This is a genomic window from Bacillus sp. ABR (assembly GCF_056172715.1).
This window is the reverse complement of the sequence record NZ_JAOYSL010000005.1, coordinates 121,996-141,876: the sequence shown is the minus strand read 5'-3', so window position 1 is coordinate 141,876 and position 19,881 is coordinate 121,996. Positions and strand designations below refer to the sequence as shown.

Below are 19,881 nucleotides of genomic sequence, written 5' to 3'. Positions count from 1 at the left end.
GAGAGGTGAATCACATGAGGATTCTGCATACGGCGGATTGGCATTTAGGAAAAACCCTTGAAGGCCGAAGCCGGCTTGATGAGCAAGCACAGTTTTTAGATGAGCTGTATCAAATCGTAAAAGACGAACACATTGATGTCATTGTCATGGCTGGAGACGCCTTTGATACAGTGAATCCGCCTGCTAGAGCAGAGCAGCTTTTTTATGAAAGTCTATCCGCCTTATCTGATAAAGGAAAACGTCAGGTCGTGGTCATCTCAGGCAACCATGATAATCCGGATCGACTATCCGCCGCATCTCCTTTAACAAATGATCAGGGGATTCATTTAATTGGATATCCGACAAATGATATCATCCGCGTCGATGTTCCTTCTTCGAGTGAACGTTTATCCATTGCAGCACTCGCTTATCCGTCTGAAGCGAGACTAAACGAGGTACTGGCTGAAACATTTGAAGAGAAAGTGCTTCGTGATCATTACAATTTAAAAATACAACAAGCATTCCAGCATTTAAGCACTCAATTTCAAGCCGATACGGTCAATATCGCGACGAGCCATATTTATGTGGCAGGAGGAAGTCAAACAGATTCAGAAAGACCGATTGAAGTAGGCGGTGCATATACCGTTGCGGCTGAAAGTCTGCCAGAAGCAGCCTGCTATGTGGCCCTTGGTCATTTGCACCGGCCGCAAACCATCAAGCGTGCCAAAACGATCGCCCGCTATTCCGGGTCACCTCTTGCTTACAGCTTTTCTGAATCAGGATATGCCAAATCAGTCACGATTGTTGAAGCAAAACCTAATGAAAAAGCAAGCTGGAAAGAAGTGTTGTTATCAAGCGGAAAACCACTTGTGAAATGGAAGGCTACTGAGGGACTGAGTCAAGTACACGAGTGGCTGGATGAAAAACGGGATCTTCAGGCATGGATTGATTTAGAGATTCATTTAACAGATCAGCTCTCTATAGAAGAGATCCATCAGCTCCGAAAGCAGCATAGCGGGTTTGTCCATATTAGACCAAAATTTAAAGAACTGCAGCAATTGGAAGAACAAAAGCAAATCGAAAAGCTCTCGATCGAAGAGCGGTTCGTGAAATTTTATGAGCGCCAGACAGGCGGCGGACTTCCTGATGAAAAAACAGTCAAGCTGTTTTTAGAGCTCGCCAATGAAATGCAAGAGGAGGAAGCGACTTGAAGCCGATTACGCTAACCATTAAAGGACTTCATAGCTTCAGAGAAGAACAAACAATTGACTTTAGCTCATTATGTGATGCAGGTGTGTTTGGCATTTTTGGACCGACAGGAAGCGGAAAATCGTCCATATTAGACGCAATGACCCTGGCACTCTATGGCAAAGTGGAACGTGCGTTAAATAATACACATGGTATTTTGAACCAAGCGGAAGAGAAACTGTCAGTTTCCTTTACGTTCGCTTTGCAGAAGGAACACCATATTTCTTATAAAGTCGAACGTGCTTTTAAGCGGGCGGATGAAATGAAAGTCAGAACGACACTATGCCGTCTGATTGAAATTGGTGATACGCAGACAGTCCTTGCAGATAAAGCGAGTGAGGTCAATCGTAAAATAGAGGAATTACTCGGGTTAACCATTGATGATTTTACGCGTGCGGTCGTCTTGCCCCAAGGGAAGTTTGCAGAATTCCTTTCCTTAAAAGGAGCCGATAGACGACAAATGCTTCAGCGTTTGTTTAACCTGGAAAAGTATGGGGATCAGCTCGTCAAACGTTTGCGCGCAAAGGCGCAGAATCAGTATGGACAAAAAAATGAACTGCTTGCTGAGCTGAATGGTTTAGGTGAAGCTGGTCCAGAGGCGCTCGCAAAGGCAAAGGAAGCGGCAGAGCAGGCAAAGGCTATTTTTCATGAGAAAAAACAAGCGCGGGATGAAGCGTTCACTGCTTTTACAAAGGCGCAAACAATTTGGCAGTATCAAAAAGAACAAGAAGCTTATGAGACGGAACTAAACCATCTGAATCAACTGGCACCATCAATGGAAGAAAAAAAGGCCAAGCTTCATATTGCTGAGCAGGCAGAGGCATTAAAGCCCTATGCGGATGCATTAACAAAGGCTGAAAATCAGCTTTCTCAAGCATTAAAAGAGAAGCAGGAAGCAGAAAATCAGCTTCTGCACCAACGATCGATCTATGATCAAATGACGCAGAACTATGAGCAAGCCAGACAAAAGAAAATAGAAACTGAGCCGGAACTTCTCCAAAAGAAAGAGCAGCTGATTCAGCTAAAGGAAATTGAACGAAAAAAAGAGGCGGCTCTTCAGGAAAAGACGGCAATCGAACAGAGAAAAAATAATACAGCGCAGCAATTATTACAAAAAAAAGAAGAAGCAGACAATCTCCAATCATTGTTAGAACGTGCCCTGGCAAAACAAACACAGCTGAAGCGTGAGCTGGAGTCATTACAAGTCTCTGTAAAAGAACGGAAAAGTGTACAGGATGCTTTGCGTTTAAGCGAAAATGTTCAAAGAATACATCAAAGCATACACAAGGAAGAACAAAAGATGGAGGAGCTCAAAAAGCGATCATCACAGACCGCAGCAGCATTTGAAAAGCTTCAAAAACAGCAAAAAGACCATCATGAAAAAATAGATCAATCGTTTCAAGCGATTGAACAGCTCTATTTCTATGTATGTGAATTCGAACGGGCTTTTACAGAATGGAGTAAAAGAGAACAAAGTCAGAAGCTCGAAAAATTAAAACAGCGTGATGCTGTTAGGGCGGCGGAATTAAGAAAAGAATTAGCGGCAGAGCTTGTAGATGGTGAGCCATGTCCTGTTTGTGGATCGGTTCATCATGACCCAAAGGCATTGGAAAACAATGACCATGAAGAAACAGTGGCACAAATCGATGAAGTGATTCAACGGATGGACACAGAGCTCAAGCAGGCAGAGGAATACACAAGAGACATGTATGCCGCCAAGCAGCTATTGGAAACGCACGCTAATCAATTAGTAAAACAGTTTGCCTTTTTATCTCAGAAAGCTCCAGGTGCGGAAGTTGCGGCAGCAGTAGAAGCAGTGCAAAATCCGGAGTCCTTGCAGTATCTCATGCAAGAATGGAAAGGCTTGAAACAAGATATTCAAGAAGTTGATCGTAAACGAGCTCGTTTAATGGATGAAACACATGATCAAACAGCAGAGATAAACAAGATAAAAGATCAGATGACATTTGAACAGCAGCGTATCGAAGAATTAGACGGGCTGATCAAGGAGCTTCAATCTGAGCTTTCAGAGCAAACATCTCAATTTGAACAGGCCTTCCCGCACTTTACATTGCATCAAGTACAAGAAATGCAAAAGCAGATAGATGAAAAGGACCAGCAAGCGGAAGGCTATAAAGAGCGGATTGAGAAAAGTATTTCATTTTTGGAAGAAAAACAGCAGGCAAAAGAACAGCTGCAAACAGCCATATACGATGTGGAGAAGGAACTTGATAAACTAGCGCACCAGCTAGAAAGTCAGCAAAAGCTCATTCATCAATATGAAACAGATTTAGGGCGATATCCATTAAAAGCTGTCTCCATTTCTGAAGAACTGATCGAGGTTGAACACACGCTTGTTCGTCTCAATGAAATGGAACAGCAATCGTTCAAGCAATTACAGCACGCGCAGGAGCTCTTTAGTCAAGCACAAAGCCATTTTTCAAGCAGTGAGCGTCAGCTTCAAGAGGCTGAACGAAGAAAACAAGAAGCACGAGCAGCATGGGATAAAGAATCGGGGTCTTCTCCTTTTGATAAGCCTCAAGAGATTGAATTTGCTTTCCTGAATCAGGCAGTACGTCAATCAGTTAAACAAGAAATTGATGAATTTGAGGATAAAAGAAAGCAATGTGCTGCAAACTTAAAGCGAATTTCTGAACTGCTGAAAGATGAGTCACTAGATGAAGAGCAGTGGACTGATATTCAACTGAGGAAAGAAGCGGCAGAAAAGGCATTAGAAGAAGCAACAGTGATGAGCGGCTCTGCTTATGAACATCTGCGTGTGATGGAAGAAAATCACCAGCGATTTGCAAGTATTCATGAACGCTTAGCGGAGCTGCAACAAGAAATTGATCGGCTCGATAAGCTGCAAACCGTGTTTAAAGGAAATACATTTGTTGAGTTCTTAGCAGAAGAACAGCTGGAAAGTGTCAGTCGTGATGCATCTGCCCGTCTTGGTATTTTGACAAGACAAAGATATGCGATTGAGGTGGATTCAGAAGGCGGCTTTGTCATGCGCGATGATGCAAATGGCGGTGTCAGACGTCCAGTGTCCAGCTTGTCCGGCGGGGAAACCTTCCTGACGTCGCTTGCGCTTGCACTAGCTCTTTCAGCGCAGATTCAGCTGAGAGGTGAGTTTCCGCTGCAATTCTTTTTCCTTGATGAAGGCTTTGGTACCCTTGATCAAGACTTGCTTGATACGGTCATTACCGCATTAGAGAAATTACAATCCCAAAACTTAGCTGTTGGTGTCATCAGCCATGTGGAAGAATTGAAAATGCGGCTGCCGAAGAAACTGATTGTCCATCCAGCAGATCCAAGCGGGAAAGGGACAACAGTCTCAATGGAATTAATGTAAATATTGAGGTGATGACACGGTGGCAAAGCAAACAATTGGATTATGTGAGCTGTGCGGAAGACAAGATGTCCTGCTCACAGAACATCACTTAACGCCAAGAGAAGAGGGTGGTGCTTTTTTACCGACTGCCTTCTTGTGCATCCCTTGTCATAAACAAGTACATGCCCTTTTTACAAACCAGGAGCTTGCCGCACGTTTGAACACAATTGATGCACTGAGGCAGGATGAAAAGCTTGCTTCGTACATCAAATGGATTCGGAAACAGCCGGCAAGCAAGCTGGTTAAAACAAAAAAATCGAGACAGCGCAGAAAGAAATAAGCATAAAAAAGCGCTCCTCTATTTGAAATAGGTGTAGAGGAGCTGCTTCATGCATTACCTACCATATTCTGATCATTTAAGTCAGGATCCACATAGTTGGTGGCGCTAATGCCATTATTTAATATCAAGAAATCTCCGGTATTCCCCGCTCCAGAGCCTAAAGCAGATTTTGACGAACTTTTAGGCGACAGGTAGAATGAGTCACCGACGTTTACGACGCCTCCAGAAATAGAGTTAATGTAAATGGGTCCGACAATTGCTGGCATAATCGACATCCTTTATTCGAAGTCATATCACCATCATATGCGCAGGTAGGTCCATTTGTGAGTTTTGCGGACTTTCATCATTGCTAAATAGCTCCCTAATATGCTTCACTCGCGCAACGCCATTCATTCGACAAGTAGAGCCGATTTGATAGACAGAGGACGATGATACCCCTTCTACATGGATGGAAGACACTTTAATCACAGGCTTTTCATGGTAAAAGGCTGTTCTCACTGATCGTTCTGGGAGCATCAATGGAATAGGCTCATAATACACTTCAAATTCTTTCGCATCTAAATTTTCTGCTTCATAGCCATAAAACAAACTAATGGTTCGTTGAACAGCTAACACTTTGACTTTCGGACATAGCTCCTGAGTATCACCGATTTGAACCACACTCGAAATCCCGACAGAATTCACCTTTGAGAACTTCACTTGAGATGTGCGTTTGATCATTATCGAGGTGCTAGAGGAACAAACGGGCCAATAATCAGAGATTCTGGCGGTGTATCGAAAATTGAGGATAATTGTACATGATCTGTGTCCCCGATGATAAATAAGGAAGAAGACGATACCCCGACTACTTTAATGCTTCCGGTCTCAATGTTGCGGTTGACAACTGTGAAATTCATCCGTTTTCCTCTCCTTTCGTTTCACTTGGAATATGGGCTAAAAAGTGCTCAATCGCCCGCTTTACATCATGCTTCACATATTCAGCAATTTGCTCTGAACGCTGCAACGGTGTCATATCTTCCCGGTGTGGTAACTGTCCCGCATAGTATTTGATCCTGCTGTCAATTTGCTTGCGAATGTCCTCAATGATATGGTGTTTGTTGCTTTCATCGAGGGATCCTTCATATCGCTGTTCTAGTTCTTCAAGAAGTTCTGGAGCTTCTTCATTTAAAAATGCATCGACAAGCTGCCGTGTTTGATTGAAAAATTGATCAGCCATTTCTTGCTGCATCATTCCAATTCCCGGGGTTGTTGTTTGGCCCACTTCAAAGTTTTGAACACTGTTTGGATCAGATGGGTTGAGGCCGATATTCAGCGTCCCTTCTAGCCGTTCGATTTTCAGTTGATCAAATTGATAATCAATCCGTTCTATATTCGTTGTCGGTTTATCTTTGATCATTTGTATTTCCTGCTGAAGCTCGTTAAGCCTTTTTTCAAGCATCATGATTTGTTGCGATTGTTTTTGAATGATGCCATATACTTGTGAAGCGTTGCTCTGATAATCATACATTTACCTACACCTCCGGGGATTGCAGATGACTTAAGTTGTTGGTGACTGAAGCGGTACAAAAGGTGCTGTGCTTGCGCCTTGAGATTCTTCAATTCCTTGTGTACCTGCTGCGGCAGGCGCTGCTTCTACGTAGCTTCCCGTGTTATACAGGTTGGAAAGGGCTTTGATGGATCCAGCACTCCCGATTTGCAGAACAGAGGAGTTACTCACAGACTCCACACGTAAATAATTAATTTGTATCGCTTGATTAATATAGAAGTTCAACGGATCCTCACTCCTTACAAGTTACCAACAAGCGGTTGATCTATGACATCACTGTCGTACGTATTTGTCACACTTTTGTAGTTGCTAATTTGCAATTGATCACCTGTATTAAAACTGCCTGCGCCAGCAAACGTTTTAACCTGACTATTTGGAGAAATGGTGATACAGTCTCCAACATGAACGACTCCGCTCGTTCCGACGGCATTTACTTTAAAGGCTCCCACAATAGCCGGCATAGCGGTGCACATCCTTTATAAAATTAGGGCACTTTGTTTTTGGGCGTTTCACCATAGCTTATGATGGGGCTTTTAATGTGTGATTGTCTTTTTGAAAGCTTTTCATGAGAGGAATTAGATGTATGGCTTACCCTTTTTTTGAGCAATCTTTAGAGGTGGATTTGATGCCTTTATTTAAGAGCATGTCAAGCTCTTGACTGCATCTGATGGTTTCTTCCGCATTCATCCCGAATTTTTTTGCAGTCTCAATTAAATGTAATCTTTTTTGTTCAATTTCATAATTGATCATAACGGACGCCAACTCTCACATTTTTTATCAAATAGAAGGATATGGTTAGTATACCCTATTTTTCTATAAAAAAAGCTGTTTCGTCAATATGAGTAATAAAGTGACAAAATTCGAAAGTGTTCTTACGTACCAAATTTCTCTTTTCTGATCTCAGCCTGTAAATAACGTCGTCTTTTGTTGATATACTGCCGGATTAAGTCTCGTTCAGATGGTAGGATGTCTTTTCGATCTTTCGTATATGGATCATCTCCAATTCGGTCCACAATCGATTCATGCCATTTCTCGATGATTGGACAGAGCCGGTCTTCTACAAAATGTGTATCGAGTACATGCTGGAAAAGTGTGTAATAGGCTTCTTTAAACGAAGGGATATCTAGTAGTCTAGCAGTTAATGTATTAAAGCCGTTTACTGGGATATAATCAAACGCCATTTCTTCTCCATGAATGTCACGACCCCATGTTGCATCATAATCCCAAGGAAGTACTTGAAACCGCCCTTGTTCATTCACATAAAGAGCGTAATTATGAACAAAACCATCAAAGTTTTGTGTGCATACCACACCGATGAGCCAGCGGAAATATTGTGTTACATCTAGGTATTGTTCAATTTTTTCTGCAAAAGTGTCATCTCTTGCTGTGTTGAGAAAGTAAATAAATTCGCTCAACTGCTGATCATGTTGAGACGTCCCCGTTTTTTTCTCGTATCCGAGAAGAAGGTGCTTTTTTGGCTTTTTATCAAAAGAACTCAAAAGGGAGAAGTTCGCGTCGTCATCAACCGCATAATAAATGCCGCCTCCTGAAAGCTGCCGTTTTTGAAGAAAGAACTCATCGACGGATTCTATTTTCAAATAAATGCCTTCTTTTCTTCCGTTTATGGTGAGAAACACATGAGAAGCGGCTGGACTAAGCACCCCCATCTGCTCAAAGAAATAAAAGGATAGTCTGTTTCGGATAAACGAAGGGTCATTGTACTCTGCATTTAAATGAAAGATGGATTCGCCTTGTCTTTGTTTTGGCTTTCGGTATTCAATTTGATAGGATTTTTTCTTAAGCTTTCTAATGTGTGAACCGCGGTATGAAGCATAAATATGTGATTTGGTTTGGCCTGTTTTCAGAATAGCTTCAACAGGTTCATCGTTCCAAATGTCTTTTTTTAGTTCAATCAGGTCCTTTGGATGAATCCACATATCAAGTTGTTTTAAAGGTTCCGTGTTCATACGTTCATCAGCCTCCTATATGCTCTTCTTTACAATATGAAAGTGAAGGAATGTCCTGTACCGGCTGGTAGGTATTCATGGAGTTTTAAAGGAAAGAGGCATTCGTCACGAACACTTGTCTACCGAGTCTCGTAACATAAAGCAGAGAAGATAAACAGCTTTGTCTGTTTGTTTTGTCGAAGCATAGACTGGAGGGGAATTGTTCGTGAGTACATTTGATCATTCGCACATTGAACATGCAGTGGCTTCACTTCGAAGTGAGGGACGTGATCATCACTTAGATCGTGAACCAGAATCGAAACGTTCGCATAAGTCAGCTCGTTCTCGTCATTCAAATCGCGGTCATTGGTTCTTTGGCGGTGGTGGACGCCGTAAATCACGCCGCAGTAAAAAAAGCTACAGAAGCTATCGTTCAAAGAAAAGTTATCGCTCTAAGAAAAGCATGAAGAGTAAAAAATCATGTAAAAGCAAAAAATCCCACAGAAGCAAAAAGAGCGAACCTAAGAAGTCACATCGCAGCAAGTGCAGATCGCATCATAAGAAGAGCTGCCGCAAGTCACACCGCAGCAAGCACAGATCGCATCATAAGAAGAGCTGCCGCAAGTCACATCGCAGTAAGCACAGATCGCATCATAAGAAAAGCTGCCGCAAGTCACATCGCAGCAAGCACAGATCCCATCATAAGAAGAGCCGCAAGTCACGCCGTAGCCATCGATCTAAACGTTCTCATCACCATAAACGCAGCCGATCTTGCCATAGATGTGGAAAGAAGAAGCATCGTTCTCAAAGAACAGGAAATGTTGAGCGTAAATGGGATCAAGGAAATATGTGGGAATATCGCCGTTTCCGCTAGGCATTCAATCATCATTTTTGAAACCCTTTTTAAAAGAGAGTATGATAAAAAAGGGTTTTTTTTATTTCATAGAGAAATAAAATGAGACATCATAACTTAGCGAAATGAAGATTGTGAGGGGAAGACATGAAGTTTTTTACAGGTGAGATACATAGCAGCATGTTTATTGGGGTAGTCATTGATGATGAATGGGTGATGGACGTCAAAAAGGCAGAAGCCAAATTATTTGAGCTTGAGACACTGCCAAACTCTTTATCTGAGTGCATCAAAATGGGGGACAAGTTTGTAGAACATGTGGGGCAGCTTCTTGATTGGGCTGAGAAAAAAGAAGAAGACCGCGGCTCTTATGTATATCCGCTTTCGGACGTGAAACTCCATGCCCCGATTCCAAAGCCGTCTAAAAACATCATGTGTGTCGGAAAGAATTATCAAGATCATGTTATGGAAATGGGAAGTGCGGCGGATATTCCTAAAGACGTGATGATTTTTACAAAGGCACCTACTTCTGTCATTGGACACGAAGATGAGATTCTTCTTCATGAAGATGTGACAAGTGAATTGGATTATGAAGGAGAGCTTGCTATCGTGATGGGCAAATCAGGGAAAAACATTGCTCCTGAAGAGGTACAAGATTATATATTCGGTTACACCATTTTAAATGATGTGACGGCAAGAGATTTGCAGAAAAAACACAAACAATTTTTCATTGGCAAAAGCTTAGATACAACCTGCCCGATAGGACCTTATATCGTTCATAAATCAATGATCGAGGATCATGGTGCGCTCCATGTGGAAACAAAGGTAAACGGAGAGGTTCGTCAGTCTGCCAGTACGGAATTAATGATCTTCACAATTGAGAACATCGTCTCCACTCTTTCAAAAGGGATGACGCTAGAAGCAGGTGACATCATTGCAACAGGTACACCTTCTGGGGTAGGGAAGGGCTTTGAACCGCCTAAGTTTTTAGCTTCTGGAGATCGAATTGACATCACGATTGAACCGATTGGGACGCTGACAAATCATGTCAAATAAAGCACGTGATGACACAGGATTGTCGCTTTGTGTTCGACTTATTTCGTGGTACGATGAGAAGGTACTTGTTCTGATAAAGGGGGAAATCACAAATGGGAACACATTTACATATCACAGCATGGGTGCTGGGGATTATTTTATTCTTCGTAGCCTTTGCTCTAGCAGGTAAAAACGACAAAGGCGCTAAAATTGTGCACATGATCGTTCGCTTATTCTACTTGATCATTATCGCAACAGGCGTAGAGCTGTATGTTCGCACAGGAATGAAAATTCCAGGTTTCGGGGGCGAGTATATCGGAAAAATGATTCTCGGTATCCTAGTGATCGGTTTCATGGAAATGGTCCTAGTGCGCAAGAAAAAAGGAAAATCGGTGACTGGTGTGTTGATTGGTTTTATCGTATTTGCGATTGTGACCATTCTTCTCGGTTTACGTCTGCCGATCGGTTTCCATATCTTTTAATATAAAAAGGACATTGCTTATACGAAGCAGTGTCCTTTTTATGTGGCATCAAATTGTGAAACGATCCGTTGTCCATCTGAAGTGGTCCATTCAAAACGAATGTGACTGGAGGCAGGGTCATGGTGACATTGAAGTGCAAGTGATTGCGTATCTGCCGAAAACTGAAAGAAAGAGACGCGCTGCAATGAATGAAAGGAAGAGAAGACACAATCATAGACGGAAAAACCAAGCTGCTCTACCTGCTCAAGGATGTGATCAAAGACGTTCTCCGGTACGAACATGAGAAGATCGAGCCAGCCTTTGGCAAGGGACGCCGTATATTGAATTTTTTCTCCTCCTTGTACTTCTATTAGCTGCCCGTTTTCATGAAGAACCATGGAACCAAGCAATTCTCCTTTTGTCCATCGGTCATTTTCCTTCAAACAGATCATTGTGCTTTGAAGACTTTCTGGCAGCATGATCTCTCCTTCTTCATCTTCAATCAGACAATGTCCGTTTTCAATGAGCAAATACCCGTTACACCATCTTCTGCTGCAGCGTTCAAGCTGCTTCATTCGATTCTCCATTTGCAAAAGCTCCTTTCCTCTTTCTTTTCTTACCAAATCAAGCCTGTCCTATACGCCGGGAAAAAAGGACAAATCAACTATCAAGGAGACGATGCATAAACTAAGAAAGGCTGAATGAGAACACTTGAGGAAAAACGGATGGGAGCTGATGATGATGTGTGGAATTACAGGCTGGGCAGACTTTAAAAAGCAGCTCATCCAACAGGATCATGTAATCAATCAAATGACAGATACATTATCTAAAAGAGGGCCAGATGATACAAATACGTGGAAAAGTGAGCATGTTCTTTTCGGGCATAAAAGGTTAGCGGTGGTAGATGTAGAAGGCGGAAAGCAGCCGATGACATATACACATCAAAACCATGCTTATACGATTGTATACAATGGAGAGCTCTATAACACGGAGGATATAAGAAAAGAATTGTTAAAAAGGGGGCACCGCTTTCTTGGGCATTCTGATACAGAAGTTCTTCTTCATGCCTATACAGAATGGAAGGAAGAGTGTGTCTCCCATTTTAATGGCATTTTTGCATTTGTGATCTGGGATAGTGAGCGTGAATTGTTATTTGCAGGGAGAGATCGGCTCGGCGTCAAGCCATTTTTCTATACAGAACGTCATCATTCCTTCTTATTTGGTTCAGAGATCAAAGCACTTCTTGCTCACCCTGATATCAAAGCAAAAGTCGATCATGAAGGGCTGTCGGAGATCTTTGGCTTAGGGCCGTCAAGAACACCAGGCCAAGGAGTGTTTAAAGGGGTAAAAGAGCTGAGACCTGCACATGCCTTGACCTTTTCAAAAGACGGCCTGCGCGTGTGGAGATACTGGAATGTCAAAAGCAAGGAGCATACTGACTCACTTGATGACACCGCACAGCACATTAAGCATCTCTTTACAGATGCCGTGACAAGACAGCTTGTCTCTGATGTGCCTGTATGTACATTTTTATCTGGCGGCGTCGATTCTAGTGCCATTACTGCCATTGCCGCTAAGCACTTTGAGAATATAGGGAAAGCACCGCTTCATACGTATTCCATTGACTACGAAGAAAATGATCAATTCTTTGAAGCAAGTCAATTCCAGCCGAATGCTGATGGCCCATGGATTGATCAAATGACCAAAGCGTTTCAAACAAATCATCACAACTGTATCATCGGTCAAAAAGAGCTGGCTGCTTATTTGAAGGAAGCGGTTGAGGTTCGAGATTTACCTGGGATGGCAGATATCGATTCTTCTTTACTTATATTCTGCCGAGAAATTAAAAAGGATTTCGTTGTTGGTTTATCAGGTGAGTGTGCTGATGAGATTTTTGGCGGCTATCCTTGGTTTCACATGGCAAATGAAACAAATAGTTTCCCTTGGATGAGATCGACAGAAGCAAGAACGCAGCTCCTGCAAGACTTTTGGCAAAAAAAGCTGTCACTTAAGGAATACGCACAAAGCAAATATGAAGAAACGGTGGCAGAAACGCCTCTTTTAGATGGAGAAACGGGAGTCGATAAAGCCCGGAGAGAACTTTTTTACTTAAATATGATCTGGTTTATGACAACACTGCTTGATCGAAAAGATCGAATGAGTATGGGTGCTAGTCTTGAGGTACGTGTGCCATTTGCAGATCATCGCCTTGTCGAATATGTGTGGAATATTCCTTGGGAAATGAAAATGCATGGAAATCGTGAAAAAGGGGTTTTGCGAAAAGCATTAGAGGGAATTTTACCGAATGAAGTGCTTTATCGAAAGAAGAGTCCTTACCCGAAAACACATCATCCAGCCTATACTCAGGCTGTGAAAGAGATGCTGACAAACTGTCTCGCACAAAAAGATTCTGTACTTCACGAATTTTTAGATCCACATCAATTAAAGCAGCTGATTGAAACGGAAGGAGCTTCCTTTCATGTGCCTTGGTATGGCCAGCTCATGAAGGGCCCACAGTTGATTGCCCATCTAGCACAGATTCATCATTGGTTTGAAACGTATCGAATTGATATAGAAGCGTAATAGAGGGTCGGCTTTCTTGCATTTGTTGAAAGGAAGCCGGCTTTTTTGATACATAACATGAGACTTTTTGAGCACATCAAAAGTTGATCTAATCTTTCTAATTTGTATAATTAACTTAAAGTGAATTAATTTGGAGGAAAAAGGATAATGAAAATCATTGTGATCGGAGCGGGACCAGGGGGACTTGCGGCAGCTATGATGCTTCAAAGCAAAGGACATGAAGTTCATGTATACGAAAAACAGTCCTTTGTCGGCGGACGTAATGCTAAGTTTCAGCTTGGTGATTTCACGTTTGATACAGGTCCTACCTTTCTCAGCATGATTCATATTGCAGAGGAGCTGTTCACCTTTGCTGGTAAAAATCTTTATGACTATATCGATGTGATTGAATTAAAAGAGATGTATAGATTAATTTTTCAAGACAATCAGCTGGATATGATTCGAGATCGCGATGAAATGTACAAACGATTAGAAGCCTTTGCGCCGGGTGAGGGCGAAGGATATCTAAGATTTATGAAGGATACAAAGCGCAAAATGGATCGGCTCACACCAATTTTACAAAGTAAAATGGACCGCTTTCATCATTACCTTCGCCCGAAGGTGATCAAAGCACTTCCACAGCTTTCGCTAAATAAAAGTTTGTATGATGTACTGTCAGACTATTTCTCGAATGAATCAGTGAAATATGCCTTTACATTTCAATCAAAGTACTTAGGAATGTCGCCGTGGGAATGCCCTGGTGCGTTCTCAATCCTTTCGTTTATGGAGCATGATACAGGTGTATTCCATCCGAAGGGCGGAGTCAATCAGCTGTCAGAAGCGATGGCAAAGGCGGCGGTTGAAGCTGGAGCAGAGATTCATCTGTCAGCTGGCGTCGAAAAGCTGCTCACCGAGGGAAGGAAAGTAAAAGGCATTCGTTTAGAATCTGGGGAAGAAATACAAGCAGATGAGGTTGTCGTCAATGGAGACTTTGCACATGTGATGACAAGGCTTGTCGAGCCAGGTCTTTTAAAGAAATACAGTGAGAAAAAACTAAAAAAGAAAAAATTCTCATGCTCTACCTTTATGCTCTATTTAGGATTGGATACCATGTATGATGAGCCGCATCATACCATTGTTTTTTCCGATGATTATGCTAGATTCGTCAAAGGCATTACGAAAACATATGAGCTGCCAGATGATCCGTCTATTTATATACAAAATGCAAGCGTAACTGATGGCTCACTTGCTCCAAAAGGAAAATCAGCTCTTTATGTGCTTGCTCCAGTTGCCAATAACCAAAGCGGTATTGACTGGGAAGCGCATCAAGATGAATTTAGAGAGCTTGTGCTGGATACATTGGAGCGGAAAACCGGCTTTCAGAATGTCAGGCAGCATATAGAAGTTGAGCGGATGATCACACCGAAGCAATGGGAGGAAGACCTTTACGTATATGAAGGAGCTACATTTAACCTTGGCCACCAGCTGACGCAGATGATGGTCCTAAGGCCGCACAATGAATTTGATGAATTAAAGCACTGCTGGCTCGTTGGAGGAGGAACACATCCAGGAAGCGGACTGCCAACCATTTTAGAATCAGCGCGTATCACGACAAATGCCATTCTTTCAAAAGAGAAACATTCACACAAAACAATGCGGCATCAAGAAAAGGGGAGCGCCTCATGAAACAACATATATTGATTGCAGGTGGCGGTATTGGCGGAATGATCTCAGCGCTTTATTTGAAAAAAGCGGGACATGATGTCACCCTTGTCGAAAAAAATGAACGGCTTGGTGGGAGACTTGCTTTTGTACGTGAGAAAGGATATAAAGTAGATGAAGGTCCGACCATTGTCCTACTTCCTGACATGTTAAAAGGCATTTTACATGAGGTAGGAATTGACGAATCATCTCTTGATCTGCTGCAGCTTGATCCGCTGTACACAATTCAATATCAAGATGGAACCTCTTATACGAAATACTCTGATGCACGGCGTCAGCTAGATGAAATCAGACGTGTATTTCCAAAAGAAGATCAAGGGTTCCAGAAGTTTATGGAAGAAATGACGGACCGGTTTCAAGAAGGGCAGAAAGCTTTTCTAGAAAAATCATTTCACGAAAAACGTACATTTTTTACAAAAGCCAATATGAAAATTTTAATGAAATTAAAGGCATATCGAACGGTACAAAGCGCTCTGAAAAAATATTTCTCAGACGAACGCCTGCGAGATGCATACGCACTTCAAACCCTCTATGTTGGGGGAAACCCGTATGAAGCATCGGCTATTTATTCGCTTGTTTCATATAGTGAGCACGCACATGGAATTTACTATTTAAAAGGCGGTTATGCAAGTTTAGTAGATATATTGGAAGGGCAGCTCATCAAAATGGGTGTGCATGTAAGAAAAAATGAAGAAGTTACGCAATTGGTGTTTGAGGGAAAACGGGCAGTCAAAGCAAAGGTGAATGATGAACATGTAGCCGCTGATGCATTTGTGATCAATGGAGATTATCCAGCTGCGTTAAAACAGTTTGGTTTAGACGAACAAGATCGCCGAAAATACGTGCCGTCCTCTGGCTGTGTGATGGTGTATCTTGGTTTAAACAAGATGTATCATGAAGCACCTGTTCATCAATTTTTTATGGGAGAACACTTTGATCAGCATATGAAAGAGGTTTTTCAAACGAAAACGATTCCTCAAGACCCGTCATTTTATACATTTAATCCATCGATCATTGATCCATCTCTTGCCCCAGATGGCTGCAGTGTTCTATACATGCTCGTTCCCGTTCCTTCAGGAGATCATATCAACTGGGAAGAGGAGACAGATTTTGTCGAGAACATGGTGGGTGTCCTTGAGAAAAGAGGTTTTCCGGGATTACGAGAGTCGATTGTCTGGAAAAAGGTCAGGACACCAAATGATTCCTTGCGAGAAGGATTGTTTGAAGGCGGCAGCTTTGGACTTGCGCCTAATTTGTTCCAATCAGGTGTCTTCCGCCCGCAAGTGAAGGTCAGTGAGACAGACAATCTTTATGCGGCAGGTGCTTCCATCCATCCGGGCGGCGGGGTGCCGATCGTGATGCAAAGTGCGAAGCTCATGGCTTCTGTACTACTAAAAGATTTGAATGATAGAAAGGAAGTGAAGATAAGTGGTTGATGTACAAACAGCATTAAAAGTGTGTGAGGAAACCATTCAAACCCATTCCAAAACGTTTTACCGGGCCTTTTCCATGCTGCCTAAAAAGAAAAGACAGGCCGTCTGGGCCGTGTATTCCTTTTGCCGGAGAGCAGATGACATTGTGGATGAGTCGCCTTCGCCACAAGAGGACCTTGCATCCTTTCGGGAGACGTTTGATCGATTTTTACAAGGTGAGGTAGACCGGAATGATCCGATATGGGTGGCGCTAGAGCATACATTTCAAGAGTTTCGGATGGATGAAGCCCCGTTTCGTGACCTGCTCCAAGGACAGGAGATGGATTTAGAGCAGCAGCGATACGAAACGTTAGATGAACTGCTCATCTATTCCTACCATGTTGCTAGTACCGTTGGACTCATGCTCCTTCCCATTATTGCACCGCGTAAAAAAGAGCAGCTAAAAGAAGCAGCCATTTCGTTAGGGATCGCTATGCAGCTAACCAACATTCTTCGAGATATCGGCGAAGATCAGGCTGAAAGAGACCGCATTTATTTGCCAAAGCAAGTGATGGATCAATTCGGGTACACAGAGCAAGAATTGAAGGAAGGAATTGTCAATCAAGCTTTTCAGCACGTCTGGGAGTACATTGCTTTTGAGGCAGAGGCATACTACGAGGAGTTTTTTGACCATCTTCATGAATTCCCGCTATATTCACGTATACCGGTGAAAGCAGCAGCCCACTTTTATAAAGCCATCTTAGATAAAACAAGAGAAAACGAATACCGCGTCTTTACAGAGCGAGCATTTATTTCAAAACAGGAAAAAGCACTTATTTTAGAAGATATTACGTAAAAAAGGACTGCACCCCGCAGTCCTTTCAGCGTGTAGACAAACCCTCGCATTCGGTGTCAGGTCTGCGCTCCGGTGCTCACGAATGTCAAATTCGCTCTGCTCTGGTGCTCGCCCTTCCTAGACTGCAAAGGTTTTCTATCACGCTGAAAAGAAGACAAAGGGCTAAAATAAAAACCATTTTAGCCCTTTGTCAACAATCTAAAAAGGACTGCACCCCGCAGTCCTTTTTATGTGGAAGAAAAACGATACTCCGTCCATACTCTGGAACGCCAGCGCCTATACATAAAGATGCCTCTGACCCATTCATCCACGATAAAAGAAATCCAAACCCCGATGAGCCCCATTTCAAGCTGAATGCCTAACAAGTAAGCGATCGGAAGCCCAATTCCCCACATTGAAATCATCGCCATATACACTGGAAACTTCGCGTCACCAGCAGCCCGCAATGAATTAATAATGACCATATTAAAAGAGCGTCCCGGCTCTAAAATGATCGTTAATAGGAGAAGTGTGGCGGCGATTTGAATGATTTCATGATTGCTAGTGAAAAACGTAAGCAAATGCGTCGATGATAAAGATAAAGCAGTGGAAGAAAGAAGAGAGATCGCAATGGCCCAGTATAAGCTTTTCATACATCTGCGGTAGGCCGCATCGAATTCTTTCGCCCCAATATGGCGCCCAATTAAAATCTGTGTCCCTTGGCTAATCGCTGCACCAAATAACATAATGAACATCATCAAATTTTGAGTGTAGACCTTTGCTGCTAAAGCCTGCGTCCCCATAAATGTAATAAACAATGTAATGATCATTTGAGAGCCGTTATAAGAAAGCTGCTCTCCAGCAGATGGAATGCCAATTTTCAGCAGCTTTTTTAAATGCGTCCGCTGGATGTGAAACATGCTCTTCAGCGAAAAGCGCAATCCAATTCGGCGTCGGACAATGAGAATCATCGCCATCAATCCGATCAATCGAGCAAGCGAGGTTGAAAAGGCAACACCCATGACACCTAATACCGGAAAACCAAACGGACCAAAAATGACCAAATAATTGCCGGCAACGTTGAGCAAATTCATTCCGATGGTGACATACATCGTGTCTCTTGTATATCCGTAGCTTTTTAAAATAGCACTATACGTCATAATAAGTGCTTGAATAAAAGAAAGCAGCCCGACAATTTGTAAAAAGACCGCCGCATCCGGCATGAGTTCACTTGATAAGCCCATCATGTGCAGAATTGGAACAGCTAACATAAACATGAGGAGACTAATGACAAAGCTGATCAAGAAGTTGGTCCCTAGTGAGACATAGGCGACTTGAGTCGCTTCCTGCTTGCGGTCAGCTCCTAGAAGCTGCGCAATCACAATGGTCGTTCCTGTTGTAATGAAGCTGAACATGACAATTAATAAATTCAGGAGCTGGTTGCTTACACCTACTGCGGCCACACTGTTATCAGAGTATTGGCTGAGCATAAGTGTATCAGCGCTTCCCATGAGCATATATAAAGAGATTTCGATAAAAATAGGCCAAGTTAATGCAAATAATGAAGGGTGCGTTTTCTCATCTTTGGCTTGAACCTTTTCATATGACAGGGTTTGAGATTTCATCACATAGCCCCCTTTCGTATAAATCCGATTTATAGTGTACCTTGCATCGACTATAATAAGAAGAGATGAAACCGAAACTTATTGGAGAAATACGACTTCATAAGGGGATGAATATGAATCGATTTATTACATTTACTGTACCGCCGTTTCCTATTTATATAGCTTCAGGTAAAGGGATATTTCATCAAGGAGAAAGACATATCTCAAGAACCTTCACTGTATTTGATCTTCTCTATGTCACAAAAGGTGAGCTATGGATGACAGAGGACGAGGAGGCTTTTCACGTAAAAGAAGGTGAATATATGATTCTCTCACCGGGCCTGTCTCATGGCGGACATCTGCCATGTGAAGAGGATACCTACTATGAGTGGCTGCATTTCTCAATTGATCGGTTTGAGCTGACGAACCGGCCAAGAGAACATTGGATTGATATGAAACAAAACCAAGCCACCTTCGAAAAGCCGGCAACATATGAATTTAGCCTGCCTCGTTTAGGAAAAGTGAAGGGACGAAGTGTGTTAGAAAAACACCTTTCAGCGATGAGCGCACTAAATCATGATGCATCTGAACTTCCGCTGAAAAAACAGCTTCTATTTGAGGAACTGCTCATTCACCTGCAAAAGGAAGCATTTCATATACCAAGTGCAAAGGAGACTGTCGCATCAGAAGTGGTTCACTATCTTGAGCATCACTTTATGGAGAAATTGCATATGGAGCAGCTTGCAGAGAAGCTGCACTATCATCCTGACTACATGACAAGGTGTATGCAGACGGTGTACGGATTGACGCCAAACCAGTACAGCCATCGTCTCAAGATCGAAAAAGCTAAAAGCATGCTTGCCTCAACGAATGAAAAAATTGCAGCCATTGCAGAGCATGTAGGCATTGACGACCCTACTTATTTTTCTAAGCTGTTTCGGCAAAATGAAGGCATGACGCCGATTGAGTACCGTCATCTAGCAAAAAGAACGACAAAGTAAAGGAAC

21 protein-coding genes are annotated in these 19,881 nt (G+C 42.5%); 11 read left to right on the top strand and 10 right to left on the bottom strand.

From position 1 onward, the window contains the following. Positions 1 to 14: 14 nt before the first annotated feature. From sbcD to OIT90_RS16140, 3 genes are read left to right on the top strand one after another with little or no spacing between them, the layout of a single operon-like run. Positions 15 to 1,190, top strand: coding sequence for an exonuclease subunit SbcD (gene sbcD, locus OIT90_RS16150; RefSeq protein WP_198456830.1), 1,176 nt, complete (start codon positions 15 to 17; stop codon positions 1,188 to 1,190). Continuing rightward, positions 1,187 to 4,582 carry an AAA family ATPase gene (locus tag OIT90_RS16145; protein ID WP_474892736.1) on the top strand — a complete coding sequence of 1,132 codons (3,396 nt, stop codon included), beginning with the start codon at positions 1,187 to 1,189 and terminating at the stop codon, positions 4,580 to 4,582. The genes sbcD and OIT90_RS16145 overlap by 4 nt, the downstream gene beginning before the upstream one ends. 19 nt (positions 4,583 to 4,601) lie before the next feature. Beyond that, positions 4,602 to 4,901 carry an HNH endonuclease family protein gene (locus tag OIT90_RS16140; protein WP_039177660.1) on the top strand — a complete coding sequence of 100 codons (300 nt, stop codon included), beginning with the start codon at positions 4,602 to 4,604 and terminating at the stop codon, positions 4,899 to 4,901. A gap of 47 nt (positions 4,902 to 4,948) precedes the next feature. Here OIT90_RS16140 and OIT90_RS16135 read toward each other — a convergent pair whose 3' ends face one another. From OIT90_RS16135 to OIT90_RS16100, 8 genes are all read right to left on the bottom strand, one after another. Further along, positions 4,949 to 5,167, bottom strand: a complete 219-nt coding sequence (locus OIT90_RS16135) for a spore germination protein (RefSeq protein ID WP_003211468.1) — start codon at positions 5,165 to 5,167, stop codon at positions 4,949 to 4,951. A gap of 22 nt (positions 5,168 to 5,189) precedes the next feature. Next, positions 5,190 to 5,621, bottom strand: a complete 432-nt coding sequence (locus OIT90_RS16130) for a spore germination protein GerPE (protein ID WP_024425504.1) — start codon at positions 5,619 to 5,621, stop codon at positions 5,190 to 5,192. Beyond that, positions 5,621 to 5,797 carry a germination protein GerPD gene (locus tag OIT90_RS16125; protein ID WP_003210893.1) on the bottom strand — a complete coding sequence of 59 codons (177 nt, stop codon included), beginning with the start codon at positions 5,795 to 5,797 and terminating at the stop codon, positions 5,621 to 5,623. The genes OIT90_RS16130 and OIT90_RS16125 overlap by 1 nt, the downstream gene beginning before the upstream one ends. Continuing rightward, positions 5,794 to 6,408 (bottom strand): spore germination protein GerPC, encoded by a 615-nt coding sequence (locus OIT90_RS16120; protein WP_039177664.1) that lies wholly within the window; start codon positions 6,406 to 6,408, stop codon positions 5,794 to 5,796. Before OIT90_RS16120 ends, OIT90_RS16125 begins: the two co-directional genes overlap by 4 nt. Before the next feature lie 30 nt (positions 6,409 to 6,438). Beyond that, positions 6,439 to 6,672 (bottom strand): spore germination protein GerPB, encoded by a 234-nt coding sequence (locus tag OIT90_RS16115; protein WP_003210877.1) that lies wholly within the window; start codon positions 6,670 to 6,672, stop codon positions 6,439 to 6,441. Positions 6,673 to 6,686: 14 nt separating this feature from the next. Next, complete coding sequence (locus OIT90_RS16110; RefSeq protein WP_024425506.1) at positions 6,687 to 6,908, bottom strand: spore germination protein; 222 nt, start codon at positions 6,906 to 6,908, stop codon at positions 6,687 to 6,689. 127 nt (positions 6,909 to 7,035) lie between these two features. Continuing rightward, entirely contained in the window at positions 7,036 to 7,197 is a 162-nt protein-coding gene (locus OIT90_RS16105; RefSeq protein WP_039177669.1) for an aspartyl-phosphate phosphatase Spo0E family protein, read from the bottom strand. Positions 7,198 to 7,319: 122 nt separating this feature from the next. Beyond that, a complete protein-coding gene (locus tag OIT90_RS16100) occupies positions 7,320 to 8,414 on the bottom strand; it encodes a CotH kinase family protein (protein ID WP_126682042.1) in 1,095 nt (364 codons plus the stop codon). A gap of 205 nt (positions 8,415 to 8,619) precedes the next feature. Here OIT90_RS16100 and OIT90_RS16095 point away from each other — a divergent pair, with 205 nt between their 5' ends. The 3 genes from OIT90_RS16095 to OIT90_RS16085 all read left to right on the top strand — a co-directional run bounded on the left by OIT90_RS16095 (position 8,620) and on the right by OIT90_RS16085 (position 10,760). After that, a complete protein-coding gene (locus tag OIT90_RS16095) occupies positions 8,620 to 9,267 on the top strand; it encodes a CotG/ExsB N-terminal domain-containing protein (protein WP_474892735.1) in 648 nt (215 codons plus the stop codon). Between the two features lie 126 nt (positions 9,268 to 9,393). Continuing rightward, complete coding sequence (locus tag OIT90_RS16090) at positions 9,394 to 10,299, top strand: fumarylacetoacetate hydrolase family protein (protein WP_064498271.1); 906 nt, start codon at positions 9,394 to 9,396, stop codon at positions 10,297 to 10,299. A gap of 92 nt (positions 10,300 to 10,391) precedes the next feature. Then, the gene (locus OIT90_RS16085; RefSeq protein WP_034282135.1) at positions 10,392 to 10,760 is read left to right on the top strand and encodes a YisL family protein; all 369 of its coding nucleotides are present in this window, start codon (positions 10,392 to 10,394) and stop codon (positions 10,758 to 10,760) included. A gap of 38 nt (positions 10,761 to 10,798) precedes the next feature. Here the strand turns inward: OIT90_RS16085 and OIT90_RS16080 are convergent, their stop codons facing one another. Next, positions 10,799 to 11,326, bottom strand: coding sequence for a DUF2777 family protein (locus OIT90_RS16080; protein WP_126682040.1), 528 nt, complete (start codon positions 11,324 to 11,326; stop codon positions 10,799 to 10,801). A 154-nt stretch (positions 11,327 to 11,480) separates the two neighbouring features. Here OIT90_RS16080 and asnB point away from each other — a divergent pair, with 154 nt between their 5' ends. From asnB to OIT90_RS16060, 4 genes are all read left to right on the top strand, one after another. Beyond that, entirely contained in the window at positions 11,481 to 13,322 is a 1,842-nt protein-coding gene (gene asnB / locus OIT90_RS16075; RefSeq protein WP_474892734.1) for an asparagine synthase (glutamine-hydrolyzing), read from the top strand. 147 nt (positions 13,323 to 13,469) lie between these two features. Beyond that, entirely contained in the window at positions 13,470 to 14,987 is a 1,518-nt protein-coding gene (locus OIT90_RS16070; RefSeq protein ID WP_144491061.1) for a phytoene desaturase family protein, read from the top strand. Beyond that, positions 14,984 to 16,459, top strand: coding sequence for a phytoene desaturase family protein (locus OIT90_RS16065; protein WP_144516479.1), 1,476 nt, complete (start codon positions 14,984 to 14,986; stop codon positions 16,457 to 16,459). The genes OIT90_RS16070 and OIT90_RS16065 overlap by 4 nt, the downstream gene beginning before the upstream one ends. Beyond that, positions 16,452 to 17,291 carry a phytoene/squalene synthase family protein gene (locus tag OIT90_RS16060; RefSeq protein ID WP_039177688.1) on the top strand — a complete coding sequence of 280 codons (840 nt, stop codon included), beginning with the start codon at positions 16,452 to 16,454 and terminating at the stop codon, positions 17,289 to 17,291. The genes OIT90_RS16065 and OIT90_RS16060 overlap by 8 nt, the downstream gene beginning before the upstream one ends. 227 nt (positions 17,292 to 17,518) lie before the next feature. On the opposite strand, the gene OIT90_RS16055 is transcribed toward OIT90_RS16060, so the two are convergent. Next, positions 17,519 to 18,895 (bottom strand): MATE family efflux transporter, encoded by a 1,377-nt coding sequence (locus tag OIT90_RS16055; RefSeq protein WP_126682036.1) that lies wholly within the window; start codon positions 18,893 to 18,895, stop codon positions 17,519 to 17,521. Between the two features lie 113 nt (positions 18,896 to 19,008). Between OIT90_RS16055 and OIT90_RS16050 the strand changes: the two genes are divergently transcribed. Beyond that, positions 19,009 to 19,875 carry an AraC family transcriptional regulator gene (locus OIT90_RS16050; protein WP_330544915.1) on the top strand — a complete coding sequence of 289 codons (867 nt, stop codon included), beginning with the start codon at positions 19,009 to 19,011 and terminating at the stop codon, positions 19,873 to 19,875. Positions 19,876 to 19,881: the final 6 nt, after the last annotated feature.

Excerpts from the sequence above, each read along its gene's own strand:
- sbcD (WP_198456830.1), top strand. The coding sequence starts at position 15 with ATGAGGATTCTGCATACGGCGGATTGGCATTTAGGAAAAACCCTTGAA.
- OIT90_RS16135 (WP_003211468.1), bottom strand. The coding sequence starts at position 5,167 with ATGCCAGCAATTGTCGGACCCATTTACATTAACTCTATTTCTGGAGGC.
- OIT90_RS16130 (WP_024425504.1), bottom strand. The coding sequence starts at position 5,621 with ATGATCAAACGCACATCTCAAGTGAAGTTCTCAAAGGTGAATTCTGTC.
- OIT90_RS16125 (WP_003210893.1), bottom strand. The coding sequence starts at position 5,797 with ATGAATTTCACAGTTGTCAACCGCAACATTGAGACCGGAAGCATTAAA.
- OIT90_RS16120 (WP_039177664.1), bottom strand. The coding sequence starts at position 6,408 with ATGTATGATTATCAGAGCAACGCTTCACAAGTATATGGCATCATTCAA.
- OIT90_RS16110 (WP_024425506.1), bottom strand. The coding sequence starts at position 6,908 with ATGCCGGCTATTGTGGGAGCCTTTAAAGTAAATGCCGTCGGAACGAGC.
- OIT90_RS16105 (WP_039177669.1), bottom strand. The coding sequence starts at position 7,197 with ATGATCAATTATGAAATTGAACAAAAAAGATTACATTTAATTGAGACT.
- OIT90_RS16100 (WP_126682042.1), bottom strand. The coding sequence starts at position 8,414 with ATGAACACGGAACCTTTAAAACAACTTGATATGTGGATTCATCCAAAG.
- OIT90_RS16090 (WP_064498271.1), top strand. The coding sequence starts at position 9,394 with ATGAAGTTTTTTACAGGTGAGATACATAGCAGCATGTTTATTGGGGTA.
- OIT90_RS16085 (WP_034282135.1), top strand. The coding sequence starts at position 10,392 with ATGGGAACACATTTACATATCACAGCATGGGTGCTGGGGATTATTTTA.
- OIT90_RS16080 (WP_126682040.1), bottom strand. The coding sequence starts at position 11,326 with ATGGAGAATCGAATGAAGCAGCTTGAACGCTGCAGCAGAAGATGGTGT.
- asnB (WP_474892734.1), top strand. The coding sequence starts at position 11,481 with ATGTGTGGAATTACAGGCTGGGCAGACTTTAAAAAGCAGCTCATCCAA.
- OIT90_RS16070 (WP_144491061.1), top strand. The coding sequence starts at position 13,470 with ATGAAAATCATTGTGATCGGAGCGGGACCAGGGGGACTTGCGGCAGCT.
- OIT90_RS16065 (WP_144516479.1), top strand. The coding sequence starts at position 14,984 with ATGAAACAACATATATTGATTGCAGGTGGCGGTATTGGCGGAATGATC.
- OIT90_RS16055 (WP_126682036.1), bottom strand. The coding sequence starts at position 18,895 with ATGAAATCTCAAACCCTGTCATATGAAAAGGTTCAAGCCAAAGATGAG.
- OIT90_RS16050 (WP_330544915.1), top strand. The coding sequence starts at position 19,009 with ATGAATCGATTTATTACATTTACTGTACCGCCGTTTCCTATTTATATA.